This window comes from Acidobacteriota bacterium, from assembly GCA_022340665.1.
GTDB lineage: Bacteria > Acidobacteriota > Thermoanaerobaculia > Thermoanaerobaculales > Sulfomarinibacteraceae > Sulfomarinibacter.
Genome location: JAJDNM010000141.1, coordinates 21,586 through 44,298, shown reverse-complemented (window position 1 = coordinate 44,298; position 22,713 = coordinate 21,586). Strand labels below are relative to the sequence as shown.

General features: G+C 61.1%; 22 protein-coding genes. 17 read left to right on the top strand and 5 right to left on the bottom strand.

What is annotated here, in order from left to right; all coding sequences use genetic code 11:
* The first annotated feature begins 35 nt into the window (after positions 1-35).
* The 5 genes from LJE93_15750 to LJE93_15730 all read left to right on the top strand — a co-directional run bounded on the left by LJE93_15750 (position 36) and on the right by LJE93_15730 (position 8,104).
* Positions 36-1,703, top strand: coding sequence for an FAD-dependent oxidoreductase (locus tag LJE93_15750; protein ID MCG6950369.1), 1,668 nt, complete (start codon positions 36-38; stop codon positions 1,701-1,703).
* Between the two features lie 211 nt (positions 1,704-1,914).
* Positions 1,915-3,705, top strand: coding sequence for a siroheme synthase CysG (gene cysG, locus LJE93_15745; protein ID MCG6950368.1), 1,791 nt, complete (start codon positions 1,915-1,917; stop codon positions 3,703-3,705).
* The gene (locus tag LJE93_15740) at positions 3,702-5,174 is read left to right on the top strand and encodes a HAMP domain-containing protein (GenBank protein MCG6950367.1); all 1,473 of its coding nucleotides are present in this window, start codon (positions 3,702-3,704) and stop codon (positions 5,172-5,174) included. The genes cysG and LJE93_15740 overlap by 4 nt, the downstream gene beginning before the upstream one ends.
* Complete coding sequence (locus tag LJE93_15735; protein ID MCG6950366.1) at positions 5,171-6,547, top strand: sigma-54 dependent transcriptional regulator; 1,377 nt, start codon at positions 5,171-5,173, stop codon at positions 6,545-6,547. The genes LJE93_15740 and LJE93_15735 overlap by 4 nt, the downstream gene beginning before the upstream one ends.
* A gap of 198 nt (positions 6,548-6,745) precedes the next feature.
* Complete coding sequence (locus tag LJE93_15730) at positions 6,746-8,104, top strand: OprO/OprP family phosphate-selective porin (GenBank protein ID MCG6950365.1); 1,359 nt, start codon at positions 6,746-6,748, stop codon at positions 8,102-8,104.
* Positions 8,105-8,180: 76 nt separating this feature from the next.
* Here LJE93_15730 and rfbB read toward each other — a convergent pair whose 3' ends face one another.
* The 3 genes from rfbB to rfbA are packed head-to-tail and all read right to left on the bottom strand — an operon-like array spanning position 8,181 to position 10,691.
* Entirely contained in the window at positions 8,181-9,254 is a 1,074-nt protein-coding gene (gene rfbB, locus LJE93_15725) for a dTDP-glucose 4,6-dehydratase (protein MCG6950364.1), read from the bottom strand.
* Positions 9,251-9,793 (bottom strand): dTDP-4-dehydrorhamnose 3,5-epimerase, encoded by a 543-nt coding sequence (gene rfbC / locus LJE93_15720; protein ID MCG6950363.1) that lies wholly within the window; start codon positions 9,791-9,793, stop codon positions 9,251-9,253. Before rfbC ends, rfbB begins: the two co-directional genes overlap by 4 nt.
* A gap of 7 nt (positions 9,794-9,800) precedes the next feature.
* Entirely contained in the window at positions 9,801-10,691 is an 891-nt protein-coding gene (rfbA, locus tag LJE93_15715) for a glucose-1-phosphate thymidylyltransferase RfbA (protein MCG6950362.1), read from the bottom strand.
* A 323-nt stretch (positions 10,692-11,014) separates the two neighbouring features.
* Between rfbA and LJE93_15710 the strand changes: the two genes are divergently transcribed.
* Complete coding sequence (locus LJE93_15710; protein MCG6950361.1) at positions 11,015-11,218, top strand: hypothetical protein; 204 nt, start codon at positions 11,015-11,017, stop codon at positions 11,216-11,218.
* 94 nt (positions 11,219-11,312) lie between these two features.
* Here LJE93_15710 and LJE93_15705 read toward each other — a convergent pair whose 3' ends face one another.
* Together LJE93_15705 and LJE93_15700 are read right to left on the bottom strand one after the other, a co-directional pair.
* Positions 11,313-11,675 (bottom strand): cytochrome c, encoded by a 363-nt coding sequence (locus LJE93_15705; GenBank protein ID MCG6950360.1) that lies wholly within the window; start codon positions 11,673-11,675, stop codon positions 11,313-11,315.
* A 28-nt stretch (positions 11,676-11,703) separates the two neighbouring features.
* On the bottom strand, positions 11,704-12,039 hold the full coding sequence (locus LJE93_15700) for a 4a-hydroxytetrahydrobiopterin dehydratase (protein ID MCG6950359.1): 336 nt from the start codon (positions 12,037-12,039) through the stop codon (positions 11,704-11,706).
* A 74-nt stretch (positions 12,040-12,113) separates the two neighbouring features.
* On the opposite strand from LJE93_15700, the gene LJE93_15695 reads away from it, so the two are divergent.
* The 11 genes from LJE93_15695 to LJE93_15645 all read left to right on the top strand — a co-directional run bounded on the left by LJE93_15695 (position 12,114) and on the right by LJE93_15645 (position 22,479).
* Positions 12,114-12,815 carry a metal-dependent transcriptional regulator gene (locus tag LJE93_15695; protein ID MCG6950358.1) on the top strand — a complete coding sequence of 234 codons (702 nt, stop codon included), beginning with the start codon at positions 12,114-12,116 and terminating at the stop codon, positions 12,813-12,815.
* Complete coding sequence (locus LJE93_15690) at positions 12,812-13,759, top strand: zinc ABC transporter substrate-binding protein (GenBank protein ID MCG6950357.1); 948 nt, start codon at positions 12,812-12,814, stop codon at positions 13,757-13,759. Before LJE93_15695 ends, LJE93_15690 begins: the two co-directional genes overlap by 4 nt.
* 10 nt (positions 13,760-13,769) lie before the next feature.
* Entirely contained in the window at positions 13,770-14,030 is a 261-nt protein-coding gene (locus LJE93_15685; GenBank protein MCG6950356.1) for a transporter, read from the top strand.
* A 2-nt stretch (positions 14,031-14,032) separates the two neighbouring features.
* Positions 14,033-14,794 (top strand): metal ABC transporter ATP-binding protein, encoded by a 762-nt coding sequence (locus tag LJE93_15680; GenBank protein ID MCG6950355.1) that lies wholly within the window; start codon positions 14,033-14,035, stop codon positions 14,792-14,794.
* Entirely contained in the window at positions 14,794-15,918 is a 1,125-nt protein-coding gene (locus tag LJE93_15675; protein MCG6950354.1) for a metal ABC transporter permease, read from the top strand. Before LJE93_15680 ends, LJE93_15675 begins: the two co-directional genes overlap by 1 nt.
* Positions 15,915-17,054, top strand: a complete 1,140-nt coding sequence (locus LJE93_15670) for a metal ABC transporter permease (protein ID MCG6950353.1) — start codon at positions 15,915-15,917, stop codon at positions 17,052-17,054. Before LJE93_15675 ends, LJE93_15670 begins: the two co-directional genes overlap by 4 nt.
* A gap of 118 nt (positions 17,055-17,172) precedes the next feature.
* Positions 17,173-17,646, top strand: coding sequence for a 6,7-dimethyl-8-ribityllumazine synthase (gene ribE, locus LJE93_15665; GenBank protein ID MCG6950352.1), 474 nt, complete (start codon positions 17,173-17,175; stop codon positions 17,644-17,646).
* A 39-nt stretch (positions 17,647-17,685) separates the two neighbouring features.
* Positions 17,686-18,099 carry a transcription antitermination factor NusB gene (gene nusB / locus LJE93_15660; protein ID MCG6950351.1) on the top strand — a complete coding sequence of 138 codons (414 nt, stop codon included), beginning with the start codon at positions 17,686-17,688 and terminating at the stop codon, positions 18,097-18,099.
* Positions 18,100-18,102: 3 nt separating this feature from the next.
* Complete coding sequence (locus LJE93_15655) at positions 18,103-19,077, top strand: transglutaminase-like domain-containing protein (protein MCG6950350.1); 975 nt, start codon at positions 18,103-18,105, stop codon at positions 19,075-19,077.
* Entirely contained in the window at positions 19,074-20,393 is a 1,320-nt protein-coding gene (locus LJE93_15650) for a DUF4388 domain-containing protein (GenBank protein MCG6950349.1), read from the top strand. The genes LJE93_15655 and LJE93_15650 overlap by 4 nt, the downstream gene beginning before the upstream one ends.
* A 256-nt stretch (positions 20,394-20,649) precedes the next feature.
* A complete protein-coding gene (locus LJE93_15645; protein ID MCG6950348.1) occupies positions 20,650-22,479 on the top strand; it encodes a sigma 54-interacting transcriptional regulator in 1,830 nt (609 codons plus the stop codon).
* The last annotated feature ends 234 nt before the right edge of the window (positions 22,480-22,713 follow it).

Here is a 22,713-nt window from a genome sequence, read left to right as displayed (position 1 = left end):
AGATCGGGAACGGAGACGGACACGGGAGGAACCTGGTGACTGAAGCCGGTAAAAAGGTCGTGATCGTTGGTGCATCGGCGGCTGGCCTGCGTTGCGCATGCCGGCTGCGGCGTCTCCAGCCGGAATGGTCGATTACGGTGGTTGATGCCAGTGAGGCATTCTCATATGCCGCATGTGGGCTGCCGTACGTGCTCTCTGGAGACATCGACGAGCTGCCGGCACTGCGACGGACCGTCTATGGCGTTGAGCGTGATGCTGATTACTTCAGCGCCGTCAAAGATGTCGCCGTGCTCGCACCGTGGCGGGCGACTGCTATCGATATCGACCAGCGGACCTTGGACATCGAGAGTGGGGGGGAAAAGCACTGTCTGGAGTGGGACGAACTCGTCATCGCCACAGGCGCCTCGCCGCGCAGACTCCCCGGCCAACCCGAACACCCGCGCGTTCACACCTTCCACGTGTGGGACGATGTCAAGCCGCTCAAGATCGGTCTCATGCGGGGCGAAATCGACCATGTGGCGGTGGTTGGTGCCGGGCTCGTCGGGGTCGAGGTCGCGGAAGCATTCCATAGCCTGTGGGGTGCAGATGTGACGCTCATCGAAGGTGCCGCGACGCCGTTGCCGGAGATTCTAGATCCCGAGCTCGGCGAGGTCGTCGCGCGTCACTTGGAGGCGAATGGTGTCCAGGTGTTGACGCGATCTGCGGTGGCAGAGATGACGGCGGACGACGAAGGGGTCTCCGTGCAGGCAGGCGGCGACTCAGTTCGGGCAGATGCGGTGGTGATTGCGGTGGGTGTCCACCCGAGAGTCGAGCTGGCGAAGTCAGCCGGGGTCGAACTCGGACCGACCAGAGCGATCCGTGTGGACGAGCACCTACAGACAACGGCTCCCCACGTCTGGGCGGCCGGAGATTGCGTTGAGTGCCGGCACGTTGTCACCGGGGGACCCGCATACCTGCCTCTCGGCTCGCTCGCCAATCGGCAGGGCAGGGTTCTGGCGGACATTCTGGCTGGACGGGAGGGCGCTTTCGGCCCGGTCGCCGGAGCCGCCGCCGTCAAGGTCTTCGACCTCAACGTGGCGGCTGTCGGCTGCACGGCCTCTCGCCTCGGCGGCGACGGACTGGGTGTTCGCCAGGTTTGGGTGAGTACCGAGGACCGCGCCCACTACTGGCCGGAGGCAAAGCTCATCCTACTCGGCATGGTCTACGACCCTGCGACGAGGCGTGTTCTCGGAATTCAGGGCGCCGGAGAAGAGGGAGAGGTAGCCAAGAGGATTGACGTCGCCGCTCAACTCATGCTCCGTCACGCCGGAGTCGACGAGTTCACGAAGCTGGAACACGGCTACGCTCCTCCCTACGCGCCGGCGCTGGATCCTCTGGCGGTGCTGGCGATGGCCGCAGCCAATCAGATCGAGGGCATCGAATCTGTCGCACCTGTAACCGATCTCTCGCAGGAGACGGTGCTTGACGTGAGGGTGCCGGAGGAGCGTGATGAGAGGCCGCTGGCGGCCGGCGATCTGCACGAGATCGAGGTGAGCGAACTCCGCGATCGTGCCGATGAGATCCCGGCTGGACCGCTGCTGGTCGCTTGCGCCCACGGCACGCGCTCGGCCGAAGTCGTACGGTGGCTGAACTACCGTGGCATCCCTGCTCGTTACCTCGGTGGCGGGGTCTCGTGGCGGGTCAGAGCCGAGCGAACGGAGTAATCTGCCCGCGCCAATCGCTGCAGACCGCAGATAGGAGAAACATATCTGCTTTCATCTGCGTGATCTGCGGTTTCTCCGCATCGAGGCCATGGTCTTCCAGTGCAGTCTCTGTTTCATGGGCGTAACGCTGGAGTTGAACGGATATTCAGTGTTACAATCCCGGAACTGTGGTCGAAATTGCCGTGACAGCTGCGATTTTCAAGGTATTTGCATGTATCCAGTGACGCTGGACGTCAAGAATCGCTACTGCCTGGTCGTCGGAGGCGGCGGTGTTGCGCTGCGCAAGGTTCAGGGCCTGGTCGACGAAGGAGCACGGGTCACAGTGGTGGCACCCGAGGTCGTCGACGAGCTGTCCGAGATGGCGGAGCGTGGGGAAGTCGAGCTGTGGACACGGGAGTATCGCGGCGATGCGGACCAGAGCTGGAGCCTGGTCTTCGCGGCGACCGATGATCGTGAAACCAACGCTCGGGTCTTTCGCGATGCGGAAGAGGCCGGCGTGTGGTGTAACGTGGCGGACGACCCGGAGCTGTGCTCCTTCCATCTACCGGCTCGTGTGCGCCGAGGCAGCCTCCAGATCGCCATCGGATCGGCCGGTGACGCCCCGTTCGTCGTGAGACGTCTGCGCCAGCTCTTCGACCAGAAGCTCGGGCCGACCTGGGAAGAGTGGGTCGCCGCGGCGGCCCGTTTTCGACTGGCTGTTCGGGAGTTGGGGGTCGCGCGGGATCGGGAAGAGGCGCTCTTCGATAGATTCTTCGAGGCAACGGTCGATCCCGATCACTTGACTGCTTTCGCGCCGAGCGCAGCCGAGCAAGCGGAGTGGTTTGGAATGGCGGATAACGATACGGCCCCCGACGACGCACCGATGCAAGGGGACTCGCGCGACGAGCGAGAGGGACTGGTAAGTCTGGTCGGCGCCGGTCCGGGCTGCCCCGGACTTCTCACGGTTCGTGGCCGACGCCGCCTGCTCGAGGCGGACGCGGTGGTCTTCGATCGGCTGGCGGAAGCGGCATTTCCACCCGATCTCCAAGCCGACGTCGATCTCTATCCGGTGGGAAAGGTGGCCGGTCATCATCCCGTGCCGCAGCATGAGATCAACGAACTCCTTGTGCGGCTGGCGCGCGAAGGTAAACGGGTGGTGCGCCTCAAGGGAGGAGACCCGTACGTCTTCGGCCGAGGCGGCGAAGAGGCAGAAGTTCTCGCATTGAAAGGCATCCGGTTCGAGGTCGTTCCGGGCGTGACCTCAGGCATCGCAGCGTTGGCGTGGGCCGGGGTGCCGGCGACCCATCGAAGGGAAGCGGTTCGGGTGACGTTCTTTACGGCACACGAGACGGCCAAGGCTGACGGCCCACAGGTTCGTTGGGACCTGCTCGCGCAAGACTCTCACGCGACCTTGATCGGGTACATGGGAGTGAGTTCGCTGCCCTATGTGGTCGAAAATCTCCTCCGGCACGGGATGGATCCTGAGACCCCGGCAGTCATGGTAGAGCAGGGGACGACCTCAGCTCAGCGGCGTGTCCTCTCGACCCTCTCCGGGTTGCCGTCGGCAATCGAAGCAGCCGGACTCGAGCCACCGGCGCTGTTTGCAATCGGGCCTACGGTGGAACACGCCGAGACGCTCGACTGGATCTCGAATTTGCCTCTCGCCGGTCATCGACTGCTTGTTCCGATTGCGCAGTTGCGTCTCGGCAAATTCCTCGAGGAGTATGGAGCCGAAGTCTTGTTGACACCACTGCCGTTGACGCCGGCGGCACGAGTCGCCGTTGGTGCCCTGCCGTTGACCGGCTGCGTGGTGGGTACCGCGGCAGACGTCGATTTGCTCGACACCGAACGGCGGGAGCAGGGTTGGGGCGACACTGTCGTCGCCTGGTGCGTTGGTCCGGAAGCGGCGAATCGGGCGCAGGAACTGAACTGGCCGGACTTGCGCCCGCTTGCTGAAGACGTCGACGACATCGGGTTGATGGAACAGCTTCGGATTGATTTGCCGAGGAACCCCAACCGGTGATCAAGCTCGGTCTTCGCATCCGCTTCTTCCTTTACTCCAACACGTTGATTGTGGTGACGATGATCCTCGTGGCGGTGCTCGGAGCTATGTATCAACGCCGAATTCTCTTCGACGCCATCATCGGTCGCGGCCGCGGCATCGTCGAGTCGATGGTGGTTCCGATCACCTATGTCGAGGGTCGCAGAGAGGTCGGCGACGGTGATCGCGGACTGATCGAGAGCTATGTAGCCGAGGTGATGGCGAGAAACAAGGACGTGATTCGTTACGTGGTGGTGACTGATGCCTCAGGCACGGTGACCCATTCGAGCCATCCCGAGAATATCGGAGACCTCTTCGCGCGTGCCCTGCCGCCCAGCGAGGATGACGGCGGATCGCGGGCAGACGAACAGTTGGATTTGAGCGGCCAGGAAGTGCTCGAAGTCCGTTCCGCCCTGGTCGATGAGGGAGATTTTCTCGGCACCCTCGCGGTGGGGTTCTCGCTTGAACCGATCGAGCGGCAGGTGCGCGATATGGCGGGGAAGGTGGCATTGGTGGCGCTCATTCTGATGCTCGGCAATTCCATCATGACGGCTTTATACGTCGAGACGCTGATCCGGCCCATCATCAACCTCAACCAGACGATGAAAAAGGCTGGAGAGGGTGATTTGACTGTTCGAGCGGCCACCCGCCACGGGGATGAGGTTGCCGAGCTGGCAGACGTCTTCAACAGGATGATGGCCGAGCTCGAGAGGTCCCGTGAGAGGGAGAAACTGCAACGGGCACAGCTCGCACATACCGAAAAGATGGCGGCGGTCGGAACCCTTGCCGCGGGCGTTGCGCACGAGGTGAACAATCCGCTCTCGGGCGTTCTGGCGAGTATCGAAAACATGCGCGACAACCCGGAAGACGAGGAGATGCGGGAGCGCTACCTCAATCTGATCGCCGACGGATTGAAACGCATCGAGCGCACCGTGGCGAACCTGCTCAACTTCGCGCGTCCGCGTGAGATCAAGCTCGAGCGCACGTCGATCAACCACAATATCCGCCATGTGGTAGAGCTGGTCGGGTATCAATTCCGCGCCGCTGGGGTCGAGGTCGAGCTCGACCTCGACTCGGATCCGGCGATGGTCGAGGCGGATCACTTCCAGATGGAACAGCTTTTTCTCAACCTGATGCTCAACGCCCTCGATGCGATGCGCGATGGCGGTAGACTGACTCTCCGCACGCGGGTTCGTGGCGGCAAGGTAATTGCTGAGGTCCGGGACACTGGGCACGGGATTCCACCAGAGGTCCGCAACCGGATCTTCGATCCATTTTTTACCACCCGTGAAGTTGGAGAGGGGACCGGCCTCGGGTTGGCGGTGAGCGGCAGCATCGTCGCCGCCCACGGCGGTCGTATCGAGCTCGAGACCTCGGTGGGCCGGGGCACGACCTTCCGTATCATCATGACGGCCTCGGCTGAAGAGAGCGGCGAGGGAGATTCTGGATGAAGATCTGCGGACACCGGTTGCTGATCGTCGAGGACGAACCGCTGCTTCGAATCACCATGGCAGATGCTCTGCGGAAAGAAGGCTGGGCGGTGGATGTTGCCGAAGACGGCGTCAAGGGTGCAGCACTCTTCGAACAGCATCAGCACGACCTGGTTCTGTCCGACCTGGTTATGCCGCGCCTCGGTGGCATTGAGCTCCTCAAACGCATCAAGGCGCTGAATCCAGACACGACGGTCGTCATCATCACCGCGCACGGAACCGTCGATCGTGCGGTCGAGGCGATGCGTGAGGGTGCCGCTGATTTCATCGCCAAGCCGTTTTCGATGGCACAGCTCGTCGTCCGCCTGAGCAATGTGTGTTCGGTTCGTGTCTTGCGAGAACAGAACGTGCGCCTTCAGGCCCAACTCGAGCAGCGCCATTCATTCTCCAACATCATCGGCAAGTCTGAGGTGATGCAGGAGGTCTTCGAGCTCATCCGTTTGGTCGCCGATTCCGACGCTTCGGTGATTGTTCACGGCGAGAGTGGTACCGGGAAGGAGATGGTGGCTTCGGCCATCCACTTCAACTCGGCCCGCCGCGCAAGGCCTTACGTTCGGGTCAGCTGTGCCTCGCTTCCCGAATCGCTGATCGAGTCCGAGCTTTTCGGTTACGAGAAAGGAGCGTTCACCGGTGCCAGCGAGCGCCGCATCGGCCGCTTCGAGGCGGCCAGTGGAGGAACGCTTTTTCTCGACGAGATTGGCGAACTCCCTTTGACCTTCCAGGTCAAACTTTTGCGAGTGCTCCAAGAACGCCAGATCGAGCGGCTCGGATCCAACCGTCCGATCGATGTCGATGTGCGAATCGTGTCGGCGTCGGTCCGATCCCTCGAGGAAGAGATCCGCCAGGGGAGGTTCCGCGAAGATCTGTATTTCAGAGTCAACACGGTGGCAATCGATTTGCCGCCGCTGCGGGAGCGCCGCGAAGACATCCCCCTACTTGCAGAGTCGTTTCTGCGGGAGTTTGCCGCTGATCGGCGGCGCGATATCGAGGGGTTCAGCGACGAGGTCATCGATCACCTCGAAATGTACCCCTGGCCCGGCAACGTGCGTGAACTGCGAAATGTGATCGAGCGCGCCGTGCTCTTTTGCCGGGACACGACGATCACCGTCGACGAGCTTCCGCCAAACATCAGTGGCGGTGTGCCCGCTGCAGTGGCCGGGGAAACGCCGCTGGTGGTGCCAATGCAAACGGCCGTCGAGAGGGCCGAGGCCGAGGCCATTCGAGCGGCCCTCAGCGCGACCCAGGGGCGGCGCGCGGACGCGGCCGAGCTGCTAGGCATCAGTCGGAAGACGCTTTGGGAGAAGATTAAACACCTCGAGATCTCAGTAGATTGAGTCGATCCATATTCCCAATTCTCGGGCCCGGCTGCACGACTGAATGGCCAGATCCGCGACAGAAATAAGCGTGGGACGTGAAGACGGACCCGAGAATTGGAAAAGAGGACAGATCAAATCCAGCAGAGCTTTTCTGCTTGTGAAAAGCCCCACATATAGGGGCTATACTGTGCCTGTTTTGGTGACGGGGGAAGGCGGATGAGGGTCCTGCGGACGGCGGTCGTACTGATGGTGGTGCTGGGTTCTCTCAGCTCGCCGGTCGCGGCAAATGAAGCCGCCGAAAACACGCAGAAGCCACTCCGCGTATTTTACGATCAGGGATTTCGTCTCGCCTCCACGGACGGTGCCTTCTCGCTCCGCCTCAACGGTCTGCTCCAAATGCGCTACTCGTTCGTCGACTACGATCCGAAGGTCCGATTCAACCACGAGGACTACTCCAACTTTTTTGTACGGCGTGCAAGGCTCTACTTCAGCGGCCAAGCCGGAAGCCCGCGCTTCACCTATTTCATCCACATTCAGCTCGAACCCACCCAGGGCATCAATGCCAACGACCTCTGGGTCGAGTACAAGTTCTCGGATCTCGTCCAGTTGGGCGGCGGTCGCATGAAGATCAGTTACGGGCTCGAGTTCATGAACTCCGGCTCCGCTCTCGGCATGGTCGAGCGGTCGCTGATGTACGGCGAGACCGATATCGATCTCGGTTCGGTTTCCAAGGAAGGGCCCCGCTACCCGGGCGGAGGTACCGACCGCTTTGCCCTCAGCTCATATGCACACACCGGATTCGCAACTGGAGGAATGACCCTGTACCGCTCGCAGGGAGTGCAGCTCAGGGGGCACAGGGGATCTGACTCCACCCCCACCTTCGAGTACCAGATCGGGCTGTGGCAAGGTCGGAGCACGACCAGCCTCTCAAACGGAGGTGGTGGACACTTGCTCGCGCTCCGCGTTGGTTATCACCCCTGGGGATTCGTTGATTGGCGCGTTGTCGGAGACGTGTCCGAGACTCCCGATTTCAAGCTCGGTGTGATTGGGTCGATGTACACGAACACCAGCGAGACGGTTACCGAGTTCGACGAGCGTGGCTACAACCTCGCCGCTGTCGCCCGTTTCCGGGGATGGTCGATCGACGCAGAGTGGGGGACCGAAATCTACGATTTCGCCGCTTTCGCGGACGACTTCGAACGCGAAGGCTGGCGGGTCGCCGCCGGTTGGTATGTTGTGCCGAACAAGCTCGAGGTACGGATCCGGCGAGCTGCAATCACTCGCCTGAAGGATCCGACCTACCGCGCGGCGAATGAGTCGGGTCTCGGCACCCCGCAGGTGACCGACGGAGTAGAGTGGGTACCCGCGATCGAAGCCGAGATCTCGGAGACCTCGGCGGCGGTGAGTTACCGACTGTTCGGCTGGCGCAACAAAGTAGCGCTTGATGTCTCGCGCCTTGTTCGGACTTTTGCGGCTGACCCGGACGCTGTGGTCAACGGTGTTCCGACGCCGATCGCGAAGGCTCCTGCCCAGGTCGACTACCGCGTTCGCACAATGGTGCAGCTCGTCTTTTGAATTCTGAATTCTGAAGTCGGAATTCGGAATGGAGATTCGCTTCGGGGGTTGGGGCGGGAATGCCGAAATCCGAATTTCACGTGTCGAGCCCCAACCTTTCACCGTCGTACTGATCGCGAGTGACCTCGTCGCACCAGTCCAGGTGATCGAGGTACCACTCGACGGTCGCCCGCAGGCCTGAGTCGAAGTCGTAGGTCGGCGCCCAGCCGAGCTCGTCCGTGATGCGATCGGCGTCGATCGCATACCGAAGGTCATGGCCCGGGCGATCGGCCACGAACTCGATGAGGTCTTTGTGGCTTCCTCCATCGGCGCGTGGCCGTAGCTCGTCTAGGATGTCGCACAGACTGTTCACCACCTCGAGGTTCGTTCGTTCGCCGTGGCCGCCGACGTTGTAGGTGCGGCCCGGCTGGCCCGTTCGCACGACGAGATCGAGCGCTCGACAATGGTCCTCGACATGAAGCCAGTCGCGAACGTTGGCACCGTCGCCGTACACCGGGAGCGGCTTGCGGGCGATGGCGTTGCGAATCATCAACGGGATGAGCTTTTCGGGAAACTGGTAAGGGCCGTAGTTGTTGGAGCAGTTGGAGAGTGTCACCGGGAGGCCGAACGTCCGGTGCCAGGCGCGAACCAGATGATCGGCGGCGGCCTTGGAGGCCGAGTAGGGGCTCGACGGATCGTACGGCGTCGACTCGGAGAACAACCCAGTAGTGCCTAGAGAACCGAAGACCTCGTCGGTGCTGACGTGGTGAAAGCGAACGTCCTCGCGCTGCCGCCACGCCGAACGTGCCGCTTCCAGAAGATTTGCGGTGCCGCGGATGTTGGTGTCGATGAAGTCCATCGGTCCGTCGATTGAGCGGTCGACATGACTTTCGGCCGCGAGGTGGACCACCGTGTCGATCTGATGCTCGGCGATGAGGCGACGAGTCGAGTCGACGTTTCGAATGTCAGCCTCGACAAAGGTATAGCGCGAGCGGTTCGCTTCCTCGACTCCTTTGAGATTGGCCAGGTGCCCGGCATACGTGAGGGCGTCGACGTTGACAATACGCAGCCGCGGCTCGGCCGCGAGGGCAAAGCGCACAAAGTTGCTGCCGATGAACCCGGCGCCGCCTGTGACGAGCATCGAGCGTGGGTGATGTTCTGCTTCACTCATGGCATGTGCGCCGGGAGATCTTCAGCAGATGAATCAGCCAGCGATGTCCATCCGCGGTCGCGTTCCGACAAAAGGGGCTCTCTTCCATCCAGAGGCCAATCTATCGCGATCTCGGGATCATTCCACGGTAGGCCCCGCTCATCGTCGGCGCTGAAGAAATCGGAACACTTGTACTGAAAGTCAGCAACCTCGGACAGAACGAGGAAGCCGTGTGCGAATCCCTCGGGGGCAAAGAGGCACAGATGATTTTCTTCACTCAGCTCGGCGCCAAACCACCTGCCAAAGTTCGGGCTGCCCCGGCGGATGTCGACGACTACATCGAAAACGCGGCCACGGGTGACGCGCACCAGCTTGGCCTGGGCGCAGGCGAGTTGGTAGTGGAGCCCTCGTAGGACGCCGCGGGTCGAATGTGAGTGGTTGTCCTGCACGAAAACGTGCGAGATATCGAGACGAGCGAGGTCTCGGCGGTTGTAAGCTTCCATGAAGAAGCCGCGATCGTCTCTGATGACTTTCGGCGCGAGGAGCTTGACGCCAGTCATGGGTTCGTCAACTAAACGCAACTTCGTTCTCCGCCCTCTCCAACACCTCGGCTAGGTAGTCGCCATAGCTCGATCCAGCGGCTGCCTCTGCTTCGCGCCGAAAGTCTTCGCGGTCGATCCAGCCGTTCCTCCAGGCGATTTCCTGAAGACAGCCTATTTTGAGGCCCTGACGTTCTTCAATTGCTTCTATGTAGTTTGACGCCTCGCTGAGGCTTCGGTGGGTGCCGGCGTCCAACCAGGCGTATCCGCGATCCAGGACCGTTACTCTGAGACGATTCTGTTCGAGGTAACACTTGTTGAGGTCGGTGATTTCCAGCTCGCCACGCGCGCTCGGTTCAAGCCCGTCGGCCAGATCACAGACATCTGGCCCGTAGAAGTACAGGCCGGGTACCGCGAGCCGGCTGCGCGGGCGATCTGGTTTCTCCTCGATCGAAAGGGCGCGTCCGTTGTCGTCGATTTCAACCACGCCGTAGCGCTCGGGGTCGCGCACCCGGTAGCCAAAGATGTGCGCCCCGTCTTCTAGGGCTGCACAATTCGTCAGGCTGTCGGACAAGCCGGTTCCGTGCAAGATGTTGTCACCGAGCACGAGACAGGCCGGCGAGCCGTCGAGGAAGTCTCGTCCGATGAGAAAAGCCTGTGCGAGTCCCTCGGGCCTGGGCTGCTCGAGATACGTGAAATCCATCCCGAAGCGACTGCCGTCACCTAGGAGGTCTCGGAACGATGGCAGGTCACGGGGCGTCGAGATGATCAGGACCTCGCGGATGGTGGCCCGCATCAGCAGGCTCAGCGGATAGAAGATCATCGGCTTGTCGTACACGGGTAGAAGCTGTTTGCTGATGACCTGGGTGACAGGGTGAAGACGGGTGCCGGAACCCCCTGCGAGAACGATGCCTTTCATGCGAACATCTCCATCTGCGACACGATAACACGAAGGGCCTCCGCCCATCCGCTCGATACTCGTTTCTCGATACTCGATTCTAGAGGCCAGCCAATCGGCCCACAGAACACGTAGGTGGGTTCTTCCATGAGAGCGTGTTTTTCACCTGTGTCATCTGTGAGATTCGCGGGCGGATGGGCGGATGGGCGGATCGAGCATCGAGCATCGAGCATCGAGTATCTAAGATCTGAGTCGGCGAGGAGACGGATTTTCAGCTACCCGCGGCTTTCCCGAAAAATGGAACAAAGCTCGGCTGAACTGCGTATTGGAGTGTGGAGATGAAAATGTGGACCTTTTTCCTGTGGTTAATCCTATTGGTGGTCTGTTGGCCTTTGGCTTTGCTCGCGTTGGTGCTGTACCCGATCGTGTGGCTGATACTTTTGCCGTTCCGTTTCATTGGCATCACCGTCGACGCGGTGTTCAAGTTCCTGCATTCGATCCTGCTGCTGCCCTCACGCGTGCTGCGTGGCCCCACGCCCGCCCAGTAGCCAACAATCAGGATCCGGTGACCAGTGACCAGTGGGGGTGGAATTCTGCGAACTTGTCACTGGATACTGATGACTGGTTGCTCGATAGAGGCCATCAACTGTTGAGAATGAATTGCGCCAGCTTTCGCAGATCCTCGTCGTTGGTGTCGGCATAGGCTGGCATCGCAATCGGGTACTGCTCGTCGAGGTACGAGAGTCTTGGATTGGACTCGACGAAGGTTTTCGGGTCCCTGAGGTACTGGAGGAGCGATTCCTCGTTCCAGTGATCGATGATCTTGATGAGCGGCGGCCCCGAACGTTGTCCCTGGCGATCTGGACCGTGACATTTCGCGCAGCCGAGATCGATGTAGAGCGCTTCCGCAGTTCCCGGTTTCGGCCCGGCTGCGCCGCAGGCGGCGAGAACAATGGCAATGGTGCCGACGGCAAAGACTGCGTACGCGAGACGAGTGCTGTTCATTGATGCCTCCTTCGGTGAACGGATGAACTCAGTCTCCGACGAGATGATCCACCTTGGCTGAACAAATGAAGTCGTTTTCAGAGATGCCTCCGATCGAATGGGTGACGTAACGCAGAGCACAGGTGTTGTAACCGACGGTCATCTCAGGGTGGTGATCTTCGCGATGGGATATCCAGGCGACGGCATTGACGAACGCCATCGTCTGGTAGTGGTCCTCGAACTGAAAGGTCTTGGTCAGTGACCCATCCTCGATCTCCCAGCCTTCGGCGTGGCCCAGCCGGTGCTCGAGGTCGTGGCCCGAAAGGGGCGGGGTACCTGATTCGAGAGGCCGGCAGGTCATCATGAGCAGCTCGTTGTCACACATGGTAGAACCTCCGAGGCCATGATACCGAAGTGCCGCCTCTTGAACACGGATGAAATTTAGGTTAACCTAAATTTGTGAAAAAGGCAGTGCACTCGCCTCTCGATAGGACCTCCAGGCCCGGGCTTTCGGAGTCGCAGGAGGACTATCTCAAACAGATATTCCTGCTTGGCGAAGAGGGGGGTCGCGTGAGTACCCAGGCCCTCGCTCGACGCCTGAGGGTCAAGCCTGCGTCAGTGACCGAGATGGTCAGCCGACTCGCCCAACTCGGCCTCGTTGAGCATGCACCGTACCGTGGCGTGCGCCTCACCGAGGGTGGGAAACGGGTGGCACTCGAAATGGTCCGCCATCACAGATTGCTCGAAACGTATTTGGTGGAGCACCTCGGCTACACGTGGGATGAGGTGCACGACGAGGCGGAACGTCTCGAACACGTCATCTCGGAGCGTTTCGAAGCTCGAATCGCCGAGGTGATGGGGCATCCGACCCGCGATCCGCACGGTGATCCCATACCGACGCCCGACCTGAGTGTTCCCCCTGAGGATACGTCGGTTCCGCTTCAGGAGCTGCCCGCCGGGTCAACGGGTACCGTTGTCAGGGTCGTTGTGCAAGACCCGGAAAGCCTGGAGCTCCTCGAAGGTCTCGGTCTGTCACCGGGCAGCGTCGTCGAGGTGATTTCGGGTCACAAGAGAGGTGTTCGCATTCGGGTAGGAGGCGACGGTGTGTTGGTGCCGGCTCACCTCGCAGAGCTGTTGTGGATGGAAGGAGCGGAGTCATGAAGATAATGCTGCGGCTCGCGACGAGTGCCGCGTTGATCGCTGTGGCCGCCTGTGGGGGCGGGAGTGAGACCCCTGCCGAGGGTGGCAAAATTCGGGTGGTAGCGACGACCAACATCGTCGCTGATCTCGTACAGGGCATCGGTGGTGAAGAAATCGAAGTTGAAGCTCTGATGGGCGCCGGCATTGACCCGCACCTCTACAAGGCATCGGCCGGTGACGTGCGGCGCATGAGTTCGGCAGAGGTCATCTTCTTCAGTGGATTACACCTCGAAGGGAAGATGAGCGAGGTGCTGGAGCGACTGGGTGAACGCGGAGTGCGAACGGTGGCGGTGGCGGAGTGCTTGCCAGAGGACGGACTCATCGAGTCGGCCGGATTCTCCGGCCTGCACGACCCGCACGTGTGGTTCGACGTCGCGCTGTGGTCTCGCTCGGCGGACTGTGTGGCCGAGTCGCTGGCCGAGGTCGATCCTGAGCGCGAGGCGGTGTTTCGACAGCGGGCGGCTGACGCGGTTGCAGAGCTCGGGGCGCTCGATAGCTGGGTTCGCGAGCGGGTCGGTGTTCTGAGACCCGAGCAGCGGGTTCTGGTGACCGCACATGACGCTTTCGGCTACTTTGGTCGTGCGTACGGTTTCGAGGTCCGCGGCCTGCTGGGGGTCAGCACCGCTTCAGAGGCCGGCACCTCTGACGTCCAGGAGCTCGCCGCGTTCATCGCGGAACGGAGGATTCCCGCCATCTTCGTCGAGACCTCGGTGCCGCCGCGGTACGTGCAGGCCCTCCGTGAAGCGGTTCGCGCTCGTGGATTCGCGGTTGAGATCGGGGGTAGCCTCTACTCTGACTCGCTCGGGAATCCGGGCACTCTAGAGGGCAGCTACGAAGGTACGGTGCGCGCCAACGTCAACACGATCGTGAACGCGCTCATGAGTCCTCCCGGGACCATCCAATAGGAGGTCGAAGGTGCGTAGGACCACCAACCCGTTGAAGTCTGGCGCTTGCCTGGCGGCCATGACGCCGAGCTCGTCGACTTGGGCCGAAGCACTGCTGGCGACCGACCGCCCCGATTTCTCCGAAAGCATGAGCACGGTCACGTTCTACACCGGTCTCACGCATCTATTGAACCCCGATCTTCAGGCCGATATGCGGGTATTGCGCCGCCTGACGGATCGGGGGGTCGATTTCCTTGTGGGCGCCGGCATCTCGTGGCGCCTGGGAAGGTGAGAATGGAAAACGCCAAACACGATTGGGCGCTCGAGGTCGAAGATCTGACCGTTGCCTATGCGGACCAGCCGGTTCTGTGGGATATCGACCTGCAGGTCACTCAGGGCGTGAAGATGGCGATCATAGGCCCCAACGGAGCCGGCAAGAGCACTCTGGTCAAAGCTGCGATGGGCCTGGTCAAACCGGTGGCCGGAGAGGTGCGGATATTCGGGCGTGCCCGCGATCGGGCCGAAGGCACCATCGCTTATGTTCCTCAACGGGCCACTTTGTCCTGGGACTTCCCGACCGATGTGATCGACGTCGTAACCATGGGCACCTATGGCCGGGTGGGCTGGTTGCGTCGGGTTGGAACAAAGGAAAGGGATGACGCGGAAGCGGCCCTCGAGCAAGTCGGTATGACCGAGTTCGCCCGTCGCCCGATCGCTGAACTGTCAGGAGGCCAGCAGCAGCGGGTCCTCCTGGCCCGGGCTCTCGTCCAGGATGCTCCCATCTACATCCTCGATGAACCGTTTCAGGGTGTGGACGCACCGACTGAACGTGCAATCATCGATGTGCTGGACGACCTCGCGCGTATCGGCAAGACCATTATCGTCGTCCATCATGACCTCCAGACGGTTCCCGAGTACTTCGACCATGTTCTTCTACTCAACGTCCGAGCGATCGACTCCGGGCCGGTGACGGAGGTGTTTACCGAGGAGAACCTCCGTCTCACATTCGGCGGACGAGTCGGTGTGCTCGCCGCCACCGGAGTGGACAAGGTGTGATGGAATTCTTCGGCGACTACACGCTGCGTCTGGTCGCTGCTGGATCAGCGGTGCTGGGCGCAACCAGCGGGGCTCTTGGCTCATTTGCCTATCTTCGCCGTCAGAGTCTGCTCGGCGATGCCGTGAGCCACGCAGCCCTGCCCGGGATCGTGTTGGCCTTCATGTTGACGGGATCCAAGGTGCCACTGGTTCTGATGTTGGGCGCAGGCGTGGCCGGGTGGATTGCCACTCTGGGGGTCCAGGTGATCGTGAGGCGATCGCGGGTGCCCTACGACAGCGCTCTCGGGATCGTGCTTGCGGTGTTTTTCGGCTTCGGCCTCGTGCTTATGACCCTTGTCCAACGACGTGCGGACACGGCTCAGGCAGGACTCGAGTCCTTTCTTTTCGGCCAGGCGGCCTCGTTGCTGAAGCGTGATGTCGTCGCAATGGCAGTGCTCGGTGCGGTTGCGCTGGTGCTTTTGATTCTGCTGTGGAAAGAGTTCAAACTTCTGAGTTTCGATTCCGATTTCGGTGCCAGTCTCGGGTTGCCGGTTCGCCGACTGGACGGACTCCTCACCTTCCTGTTGGTGGTGGCGATCATCATCGGACTGCAGACCGTGGGTGTGGTGTTAATGAGCGCCATGATCGTGGCGCCCGGAGCCGCCGCTCGTCAGTGGAGCAGGCGGCTGGCTCCTATGGTCCTGATCGCCGCCGCTATCGGGGTCGTATCGGGCGTCTCCGGTTCCGTCATCAGTTCATCGATGCCGCGCATGCCGACCGGGCCGACGATTGTTCTCATTCTCAGCCTGATCGTTGTGGTGTCCCTCTTCATGGCTCCTCGCCGCGGGCTCTTGTGGCGCTATTTTCGGATCGGCAACCTGCGCGCTGCGCCCGATCTCGATCCCGTGCTGATGCACCTCTTCGCACTGTCACACCAACACCCGGGTGACCCGGAACACGGGCACTCGGTGGCGGTAATTCGAACCATGAGCCCTCCGGATGCGAAGGTGGATGCGGCGCTCGAGCGTCTTGCCGATCGCGGCCTGGCGCAACGAACGGTAGATGGTGGATGGGCACCAACCGCCGTTGGCCGCCGCGAGGCACAGCGAATCCTCGACCGCGAGACGAGGGAAGATGGCCGATGAGCCCGGAGTTGCAAATCCTCCTGACCGCCGTCGTCACCGCCGTCGCTGCGGCCCTGCCGGGGACCTATCTCGTGTTGCGCCGGACGGCGCTGGTATCGGACGCCATATCCCACGCAATCCTGCCAGGCATCGTGATCGCCTTTTTTCTGACGCGTGACCTCAATTCGCCTCTGTTACTGATTGCCGCGGCGTCCACCGGCGTTCTGACAGTCTTCCTTATCGAGACCCTGCTTCGTTCGCACCTCGTCCCCGAGGACGCGGCGATCGGCCTGGTCTTCCCGGCACTTTTCTCTGTGGGTGTGATTCTGATCTCCCGCTTTGCGGGCGATATTCATCTCGACACCGACTCCGTGCTGCTGGGTGAAATAGCCTGGGTGCCGTTCGACCAAATGATCGTTGGAGGCATGGAGTTGGGGCCACGAGCCCTGTGGACCATGGGTGGGATTCTGGCCCTCAACCTGGTGGCAATTGGCCTCGCGTGGAAAGAACTCAAGCTCGCGACCGTCGATCCAGAACTGGCGGCGCTCCTCGGCTTTTCCCCGGTCGCACTCCACTATTCGCTAATGGCTTTGGTGTCGATCACAGCGGTCGGTGCCTTCGATGCCGTGGGCTCGATTCTCGTCGTGGCGCTGATGATTGCACCACCGGCCACAGCGTATCTTCTGGTCGACCGGTTTTGCCCGATGCTGTGCGTTGGCGCCGCTGTGGCCGCGGTATGTGCGGGCCTCGGTTGCGCGGTCGCATTCGCACTCGACGTATCGATCGCCGGATCGATGGCGTCGATCTGCGGGACACTGTTTGCCGCGGCCCTTCTGCTCGCGCCGCGACGGGGTTTGGTGGCCCAGGCCAGACGGCGCAGCTCTCAGAAGCTCGATCTCGGTGTTCGCATGCTTCTGGTCCACCTGCTTCACCACCAGTCGACCGCCTCCGAAGCCGAGGAATGCCGTGTACCGAGCCTGCATCGCCACCTGCAATGGAGTGAGTCTCGAATCCGACAGGTCGTGCGCGAGGCTGAAGCCAGAGAGCTCGTCACCCGGGCCGGTGAAATATTGCATGCCACTGCGGAAGGGAAAACCCTGGCTGAGGTTGCGGTGATCGGCGAGCCTGCAGTGGAGCGAAAGACCAGTCATCAGTGATGAGTCATCAGCGGAATCTCCAAACTCACTACTGATAACTGATTACTGGGTGAGCGGTTGCGTGCAAACGCGCTACAATGACGAACGGGCCGGTTTACCAACCGGGTCGGGAGGGTCCATGAAGGTACTCGAAGGACATCTTGATGCACAGGGACTGCGATTCGCGATTGTGGTGAGTCGCTTCAACGAGGCGTTGACGACACGACTTGAATCGGGTGCGGTGGATTGCCTCCAGCGCCACGGAGCGGAGAACGACCACATCACCATCGTTCGCGTGCCTGGAGCCTGGGAAATTCCGTTGGTGGCGGCCAAGCTTGCGGCGAGCACAGAATTCGACGCGGTCATCAGCATCGGCGCACTCGTACGCGGTGGAACCGCTCATTTCGATCTTCTTGCCGCGGAGGTCGCCAAGGGGGTTGCGCAGGCTGCGATGAACTCTGGCGTTCCGATGACCTTTGGTGTCATCACTGCAGATACCCTGGAGCAGGCGGTCGAACGGGCCGGCACGAAGATGGGCAACAAGGGGTGGGAGGCTGCCCTGGCGGCCATCGAGATGGCACGGCTGAGTGAAAGGCTCGACCGGAGGGGATGAGTGAGTCGTCTCGCAACGATTGATCGGAAGGCGACATAGATGGGTACCCGTCGGCGCGCCCGAGAGCTCGCCCTGCAGCTTCTGTATCAGTTCGAACTCACCAATGCCTCACCTGAAGAGATGCAGGCGGGATTCGAAGAGTGGCGCAACGCGAGCGATGAAGTCCGGGAATTTGCCGACACGCTTCTCCGCGGAACGCTTTCCCGGATTGACGAGCTCGATGAAGAGCTCAGCCGGCAGACGACCCACTGGCGACTCGAACGGCTGGCCGCGGTCGATCGGAACATTCTTAGACTGGCGATGTACGAGCTCATTTGCGAGACCGGTACACCTCATGCGGTGGTCATCGATGAGGCAATCGAGATCGCCAAGAAATACGGCACCAAGGATTCGGGTCGGTTCGTCAATGGTGTTCTCGACGGCTTTGTAAAGAGACGGTCTGCCGCCGGCTGAAGAATGTTTGGCAGGCTCGCGACAGTCGTCATATTCGTAGCTTCACTAGCGGTAGGAGAAGAGGCACGCTATCTGGTCAGCGGTGACGACCTCCCGGTCACAACCGCCAGTAACGGCTATTCACAGGTCGTCTATCCGGGGGAAGATGGGCGAGCAGAGGTCCGGGTCGCAACGAGCCTTTCACCGATAGGTTCCACGGGCACCTACGAAGATGTGATCGCCGGCAATCGGCCCGAGGTGCCAGATGGCTTCTCTCTACCAGGTGACCTGCAAGAGAAGCTGAGTCCGGACCTTGATGCCTGGGAGGGCGCAACTCTGATTCTTGACTGGGCGGCGGACAGAGTAGTTGTCGACATCGAAGATCTCGGTTCGCAGGATGCTACATCTGTCCTCGAGCGTGGCAGAGGACGTTGCTCCGGGCTCGCCAACGCCGTTGTCGCGCTGCTGCGGGCGGCAGGATACGAGGCTCGCACTGTGAGCGGATTGTTGGTCGGTGATCGACAGCCGATTCCCCATCGCTGGATCGAATGCCGCTTGCCTGGCGCCGGTTGGGTTGCCAGTGACCCGACACTCGGTCTCTGGACGGTCACCCCCCGACACCTGGTCTTTCCTGACACCGTGACGAGAAGTCCGGAGGTGCAGGTCCTCGCTGTTTCCGATGATGGTCTCGACCGATTACCCAGGTTTGGCGGCCGGATCGTGCGGCCAAACCATGGTGCGAACCTCGTTTGCCGGTTGGTGCCGCCTACGAATCACTCCGACACGATTGCCATTCTCCGGAGCGGCAGCGATATTCGACGCGCACGGTTCGACCCGCTGGCCCGATTCTCCAATCTGCTCCCGGGAGTGTGGCAGCTCGAGGTGGTTTCGGGTGAGCATGTCGTTCACAGGCGGCGGTTCGAGTTAAAATCTGGTGACTTCATGAGCTACGTAGCAAATTCCGAAGTTGAAGATCCACCTCGGGAGGTGGAACGATGAGACGGCCTCTGTCGGGAAGCCTTGAGCACCTGGCAGCAACCGATTTACTTCGGCTGGTGTCGGCCACCTCGCCGAACGGAGTGCTCGAGATCGACACACCTGAGGGGTCCCTTCGTCTCGAGATGGAGAAAGGGCGGGTCAGGGCGCCGACCAGGAGCGATCTGGAAAGGGCGGGCAAGATCCTCGGATCCCGTTACGGGGATTTTCGATTCACGCCGAGGCGGGTTGAAAGACTGGTCGGCGATATGGTGAATCTGACGACATACGTCGAAGCGGCAGGCGCCGCTTCAACGGATTTCGAGGTGGAGTTGCTGCTGGAGGAAGAGCCCTCCGATGCGATGGCGGTATCACAGACATCGCCCGTCAACGATCTTCCGGATCAAGCTCCCCAGAATCCGCTCGACGATCTGGTGCTGGATTTGGAGGCAGATGCTCCAGAGGACATGTTATTCACCGAAATCGGTGTACTGACGCCGAATCCGAGATGGTGGTGGGGAAATCTCGAACTGGATTGGCGCCGGCAGGGGTGGCGTTTGCAGCCGTTGACGGGGTCGGATGACGAGGACCTCGACGGCTTGGATCTCGTCGTCGTGCACCACCAGCGGACCGGTACGGAGATCGGGTCGGAGCAACAGTTGCTTTCTCTCGTGCGTCGCGTGTCCAAGGTCGATCCGCCGGTGCCTCTCGTGTACGTAGGGCCGCTCGAAGATCCGGCATGGGTTCAGGAGTTGATTGATGCAGGGACCTCCTTTCTCCTACCAGCGCCAACCGGCGACATCAACGTCGCCGCCTCGAATATTGCCGAATCACTGTCATCGGTCGTGGACCGGCAACTTCGGTTACGCCAGCAGGAACGAGACCCCGGGCTGCCACCGGGTGTCTCGGAGCTGGTCGAAACTCTGCTCTCTGATGGTGGCCCTGAACACGGCGTCAGCGCCTTGCTACAGCTTGCCGCCGCGTATTTTTCGCGGGTTGCGATATTGGTCGCCGAGGAGCAATCGATTCGCAGACGCGCGGGGTTCGGTTATCGGTTGAGGAAATCGAAAACCGACCTTCCACGCGGGATCAGTTTGGTCGAGGGCGTGATCCGGTCAGGCAAGGCTCTGACCGAAATCGAGCCCGGCGGCATTGGAGCAGGTCAGCTCGCCAGTGCTCTCGGTGTCCCTGAGCTATCCCCCAAAACGGCCATCATTCCCCTTGGAAGAGAAGGAGCCGTCGCGGGTGTCCTGGTGGCGGACTGCAGTGGAGATGAACTTCCCGATCTGACAGACCTAATCCGGTTGGTCCAATGGTTCGGGATGATGGTTGGAGACTGATCCTCTCACAAGACGAGTGTGTCCAGGCCATCCGGCACGTTCAGTCTGACCGGGACAACGGATGGGTGTCCAGATTTCGTAATGGCACAAAAACTGTGCTTTCGATTGACACATTCGGGTCCGCAGCTTAAGCTTTCCGTGAGTCTCATTGTCGGCTAGCCGGATAGAGAGTTGTGCGGGCGAATGTGCGAGTTCAGCTTTCACGGAAATCTCTGGGAGCTGGCAAGAGCGTGGCTCTGATGAGACCGGAGGGCTCATGTTGACGATGGCGATCGACTCGGGAGACGGTTCCGATCTCCGTTACGACCTTGCCAAGGAAGTCGTGTCGATTGGCGCCTCGAGCAGCAATGACGTGGTTTTGAGGAGCCCGGGAGTTGCCCCAGTCCACATCGTGATCCGCCGAAGCGGAGATTCCTACACCTTTTTTGGACAGCCCCGCCAGATCGTGCTGCTGAACGGAACACGACGTTCGCGAGGGGTACTGAACGAAGGGGACAGGCTTCGAATCGGTACGGCCACTCTCCTGATCCTGGCGGCCGATGTGAGTCCATTCGAATCTGTGGAGGTCGGTACCGCAGAAGAGCCGAAGACAGAAGAGGCCGCCGACTCGCGGGCCGCGACTGAGGAGGAACCCAGATCACGATCAGAGGTGGTGCTGTACAACGAACCACCGCGATTGGCCCTGGCGCGCCGTCAGCTGTTGGATGTCTTTCGAAATGGCCTCCACTCGGATCTTGTAGCCGCCCTTCAGGTGTTTTTCGAGACGGTGTTCAAAAAGCGTCGCGCCGTGTTGGCATGGCTCGACCAGCAGGGTGAATTGCAGCCGATCGTCTCGAACTGGTCGGGAGCCCTACCACAGCTTCCGCCCAGGACCTTTGCCGAGCTGGACAACGGCGATCGCGTAGCGGTGCTTCGTAGCGGCGGCGGCGAGGTGTTGATCTACCCGTTGGTTGTTGGAGAAGCGGTATCTCGGGTCTTTCTACTCGCGGAAACCAGTGACGAACACTGCGATGAGGATCGGACGCTGCTCGCCGAGCTCGCAGCAATGATTTCCGTACACTGGCGCAGGGTCGCCGGGGCCAGCGAGCTCCTGGGAGAGTGGGAAGCGAATTCGAGGAAAACGCTCGCGAAAAAGCTCCCGGGCACGTCGCAGGCAGTTCAGAAGCTCCGTGAACAGGTGCTGGCTGCCTCTCGGTCTGCGGATCCGGTACTCATCGCTGGGCTCGCCGGCTCGGGCCGAACCTATCTCGCTTCGTTGATCGCCTCCCTGCGACCAACCGGAAGGCCGTGGATCCGCGTCCTGCAAGCCCGTGGTGGGGACGAGTCGTCTTTCCGAAACGAACTCTTCGGTTCAGGCAGGGCGATCGGTGCGCGGGAGCTTGCAGCTCGTGCGGGTGGCGGGGTCGTCGTGGTCCGTTCAATCGAACAACTTTCGAGAGAAATCCAAGGCGAGCTTGCTGCAGTCATCGCCAAGGACCTGGGCTCTGGCTATGGGTCCAAGGTCCGGTGGATTCTCACAGCGGCTGAAGATTTTGCGGTGCTCGCAGACCAGGGAATGATCGCTGACGAGCTCTCTCGCCAGGTGGCGAGCAACGTGATTCGCGTGCCGACGCTGGCTGAGCGCCGAGAGGATCTTCCCCTGGTGATCGTGCGCATGCTGGAGACGGTCGGAGAAGAGCAAGGGAAAGAAATCCGGGGTATCGCCCTCGAGACGCTCGACTCTCTGCTCGGCACCACCTTTGACGGGCAGACAGCCGAACTTCTCACCGAGATCCGCCGACTCGTATCGGCCACCCCCGAGGGCGAGCTGGTAAGCGGTTCGATACAGCGGAGGGTGATGCAGGCGGACGGATCGGCGGGAGATCCGGGCACAGGCATCGACACCGCAACGGTTCTCGGCGAGGACGACCTCAAGGTGGTGATCCCGGCGGTCGAAAGACTGTTGATCGACCGTGTTCTGCGACGATCCCTCGGGAATCAGAGCAAGGCGGCCCGGGAGCTCAACCTCTCTCGTGGCGCGTTGATAGCGAAGATCAAGGAATACAGGATTCCCGATTATCGGTCGCTGCGGCGGAGCAAACGCTGATCCCGTCTTTCTGCACAGCCAATGAAAAGTGAGTCGGGATGAGGGTGTGCACGACCATCTATGGCGAGCTTCCGCATCGAGTGATCAGAGGTGGTCAGCTGAGCCTCTGGTCCGCATGAATGCGGTGTGTCGGACGAATCGCTTGAGGAAATTGGGTCGACACAGGCGCACCCGGACATTTCCATATCAACAGAATCCGTCGTGGGTGCGTCCTCGAGGTTGCGAGAGAAGGGC

Excerpts from the sequence above, each read along its gene's own strand:
- cysG (MCG6950368.1), top strand. The coding sequence starts at position 1,915 with ATGTATCCAGTGACGCTGGACGTCAAGAATCGCTACTGCCTGGTCGTC.
- LJE93_15735 (MCG6950366.1), top strand. The coding sequence starts at position 5,171 with ATGAAGATCTGCGGACACCGGTTGCTGATCGTCGAGGACGAACCGCTG.
- LJE93_15730 (MCG6950365.1), top strand. The coding sequence starts at position 6,746 with ATGAGGGTCCTGCGGACGGCGGTCGTACTGATGGTGGTGCTGGGTTCT.
- rfbB (MCG6950364.1), bottom strand. The coding sequence starts at position 9,254 with ATGAGTGAAGCAGAACATCACCCACGCTCGATGCTCGTCACAGGCGGC.
- rfbC (MCG6950363.1), bottom strand. The coding sequence starts at position 9,793 with ATGACTGGCGTCAAGCTCCTCGCGCCGAAAGTCATCAGAGACGATCGC.
- rfbA (MCG6950362.1), bottom strand. The coding sequence starts at position 10,691 with ATGAAAGGCATCGTTCTCGCAGGGGGTTCCGGCACCCGTCTTCACCCT.
- LJE93_15710 (MCG6950361.1), top strand. The coding sequence starts at position 11,015 with ATGTGGACCTTTTTCCTGTGGTTAATCCTATTGGTGGTCTGTTGGCCT.
- LJE93_15705 (MCG6950360.1), bottom strand. The coding sequence starts at position 11,675 with ATGAACAGCACTCGTCTCGCGTACGCAGTCTTTGCCGTCGGCACCATT.
- LJE93_15700 (MCG6950359.1), bottom strand. The coding sequence starts at position 12,039 with ATGTGTGACAACGAGCTGCTCATGATGACCTGCCGGCCTCTCGAATCA.
- LJE93_15690 (MCG6950357.1), top strand. The coding sequence starts at position 12,812 with ATGAAGATAATGCTGCGGCTCGCGACGAGTGCCGCGTTGATCGCTGTG.
- LJE93_15680 (MCG6950355.1), top strand. The coding sequence starts at position 14,033 with ATGGAAAACGCCAAACACGATTGGGCGCTCGAGGTCGAAGATCTGACC.
- LJE93_15675 (MCG6950354.1), top strand. The coding sequence starts at position 14,794 with ATGGAATTCTTCGGCGACTACACGCTGCGTCTGGTCGCTGCTGGATCA.
- LJE93_15670 (MCG6950353.1), top strand. The coding sequence starts at position 15,915 with ATGAGCCCGGAGTTGCAAATCCTCCTGACCGCCGTCGTCACCGCCGTC.
- ribE (MCG6950352.1), top strand. The coding sequence starts at position 17,173 with ATGAAGGTACTCGAAGGACATCTTGATGCACAGGGACTGCGATTCGCG.
- nusB (MCG6950351.1), top strand. The coding sequence starts at position 17,686 with ATGGGTACCCGTCGGCGCGCCCGAGAGCTCGCCCTGCAGCTTCTGTAT.
- LJE93_15655 (MCG6950350.1), top strand. The coding sequence starts at position 18,103 with ATGTTTGGCAGGCTCGCGACAGTCGTCATATTCGTAGCTTCACTAGCG.
- LJE93_15650 (MCG6950349.1), top strand. The coding sequence starts at position 19,074 with ATGAGACGGCCTCTGTCGGGAAGCCTTGAGCACCTGGCAGCAACCGAT.
- LJE93_15645 (MCG6950348.1), top strand. The coding sequence starts at position 20,650 with ATGTTGACGATGGCGATCGACTCGGGAGACGGTTCCGATCTCCGTTAC.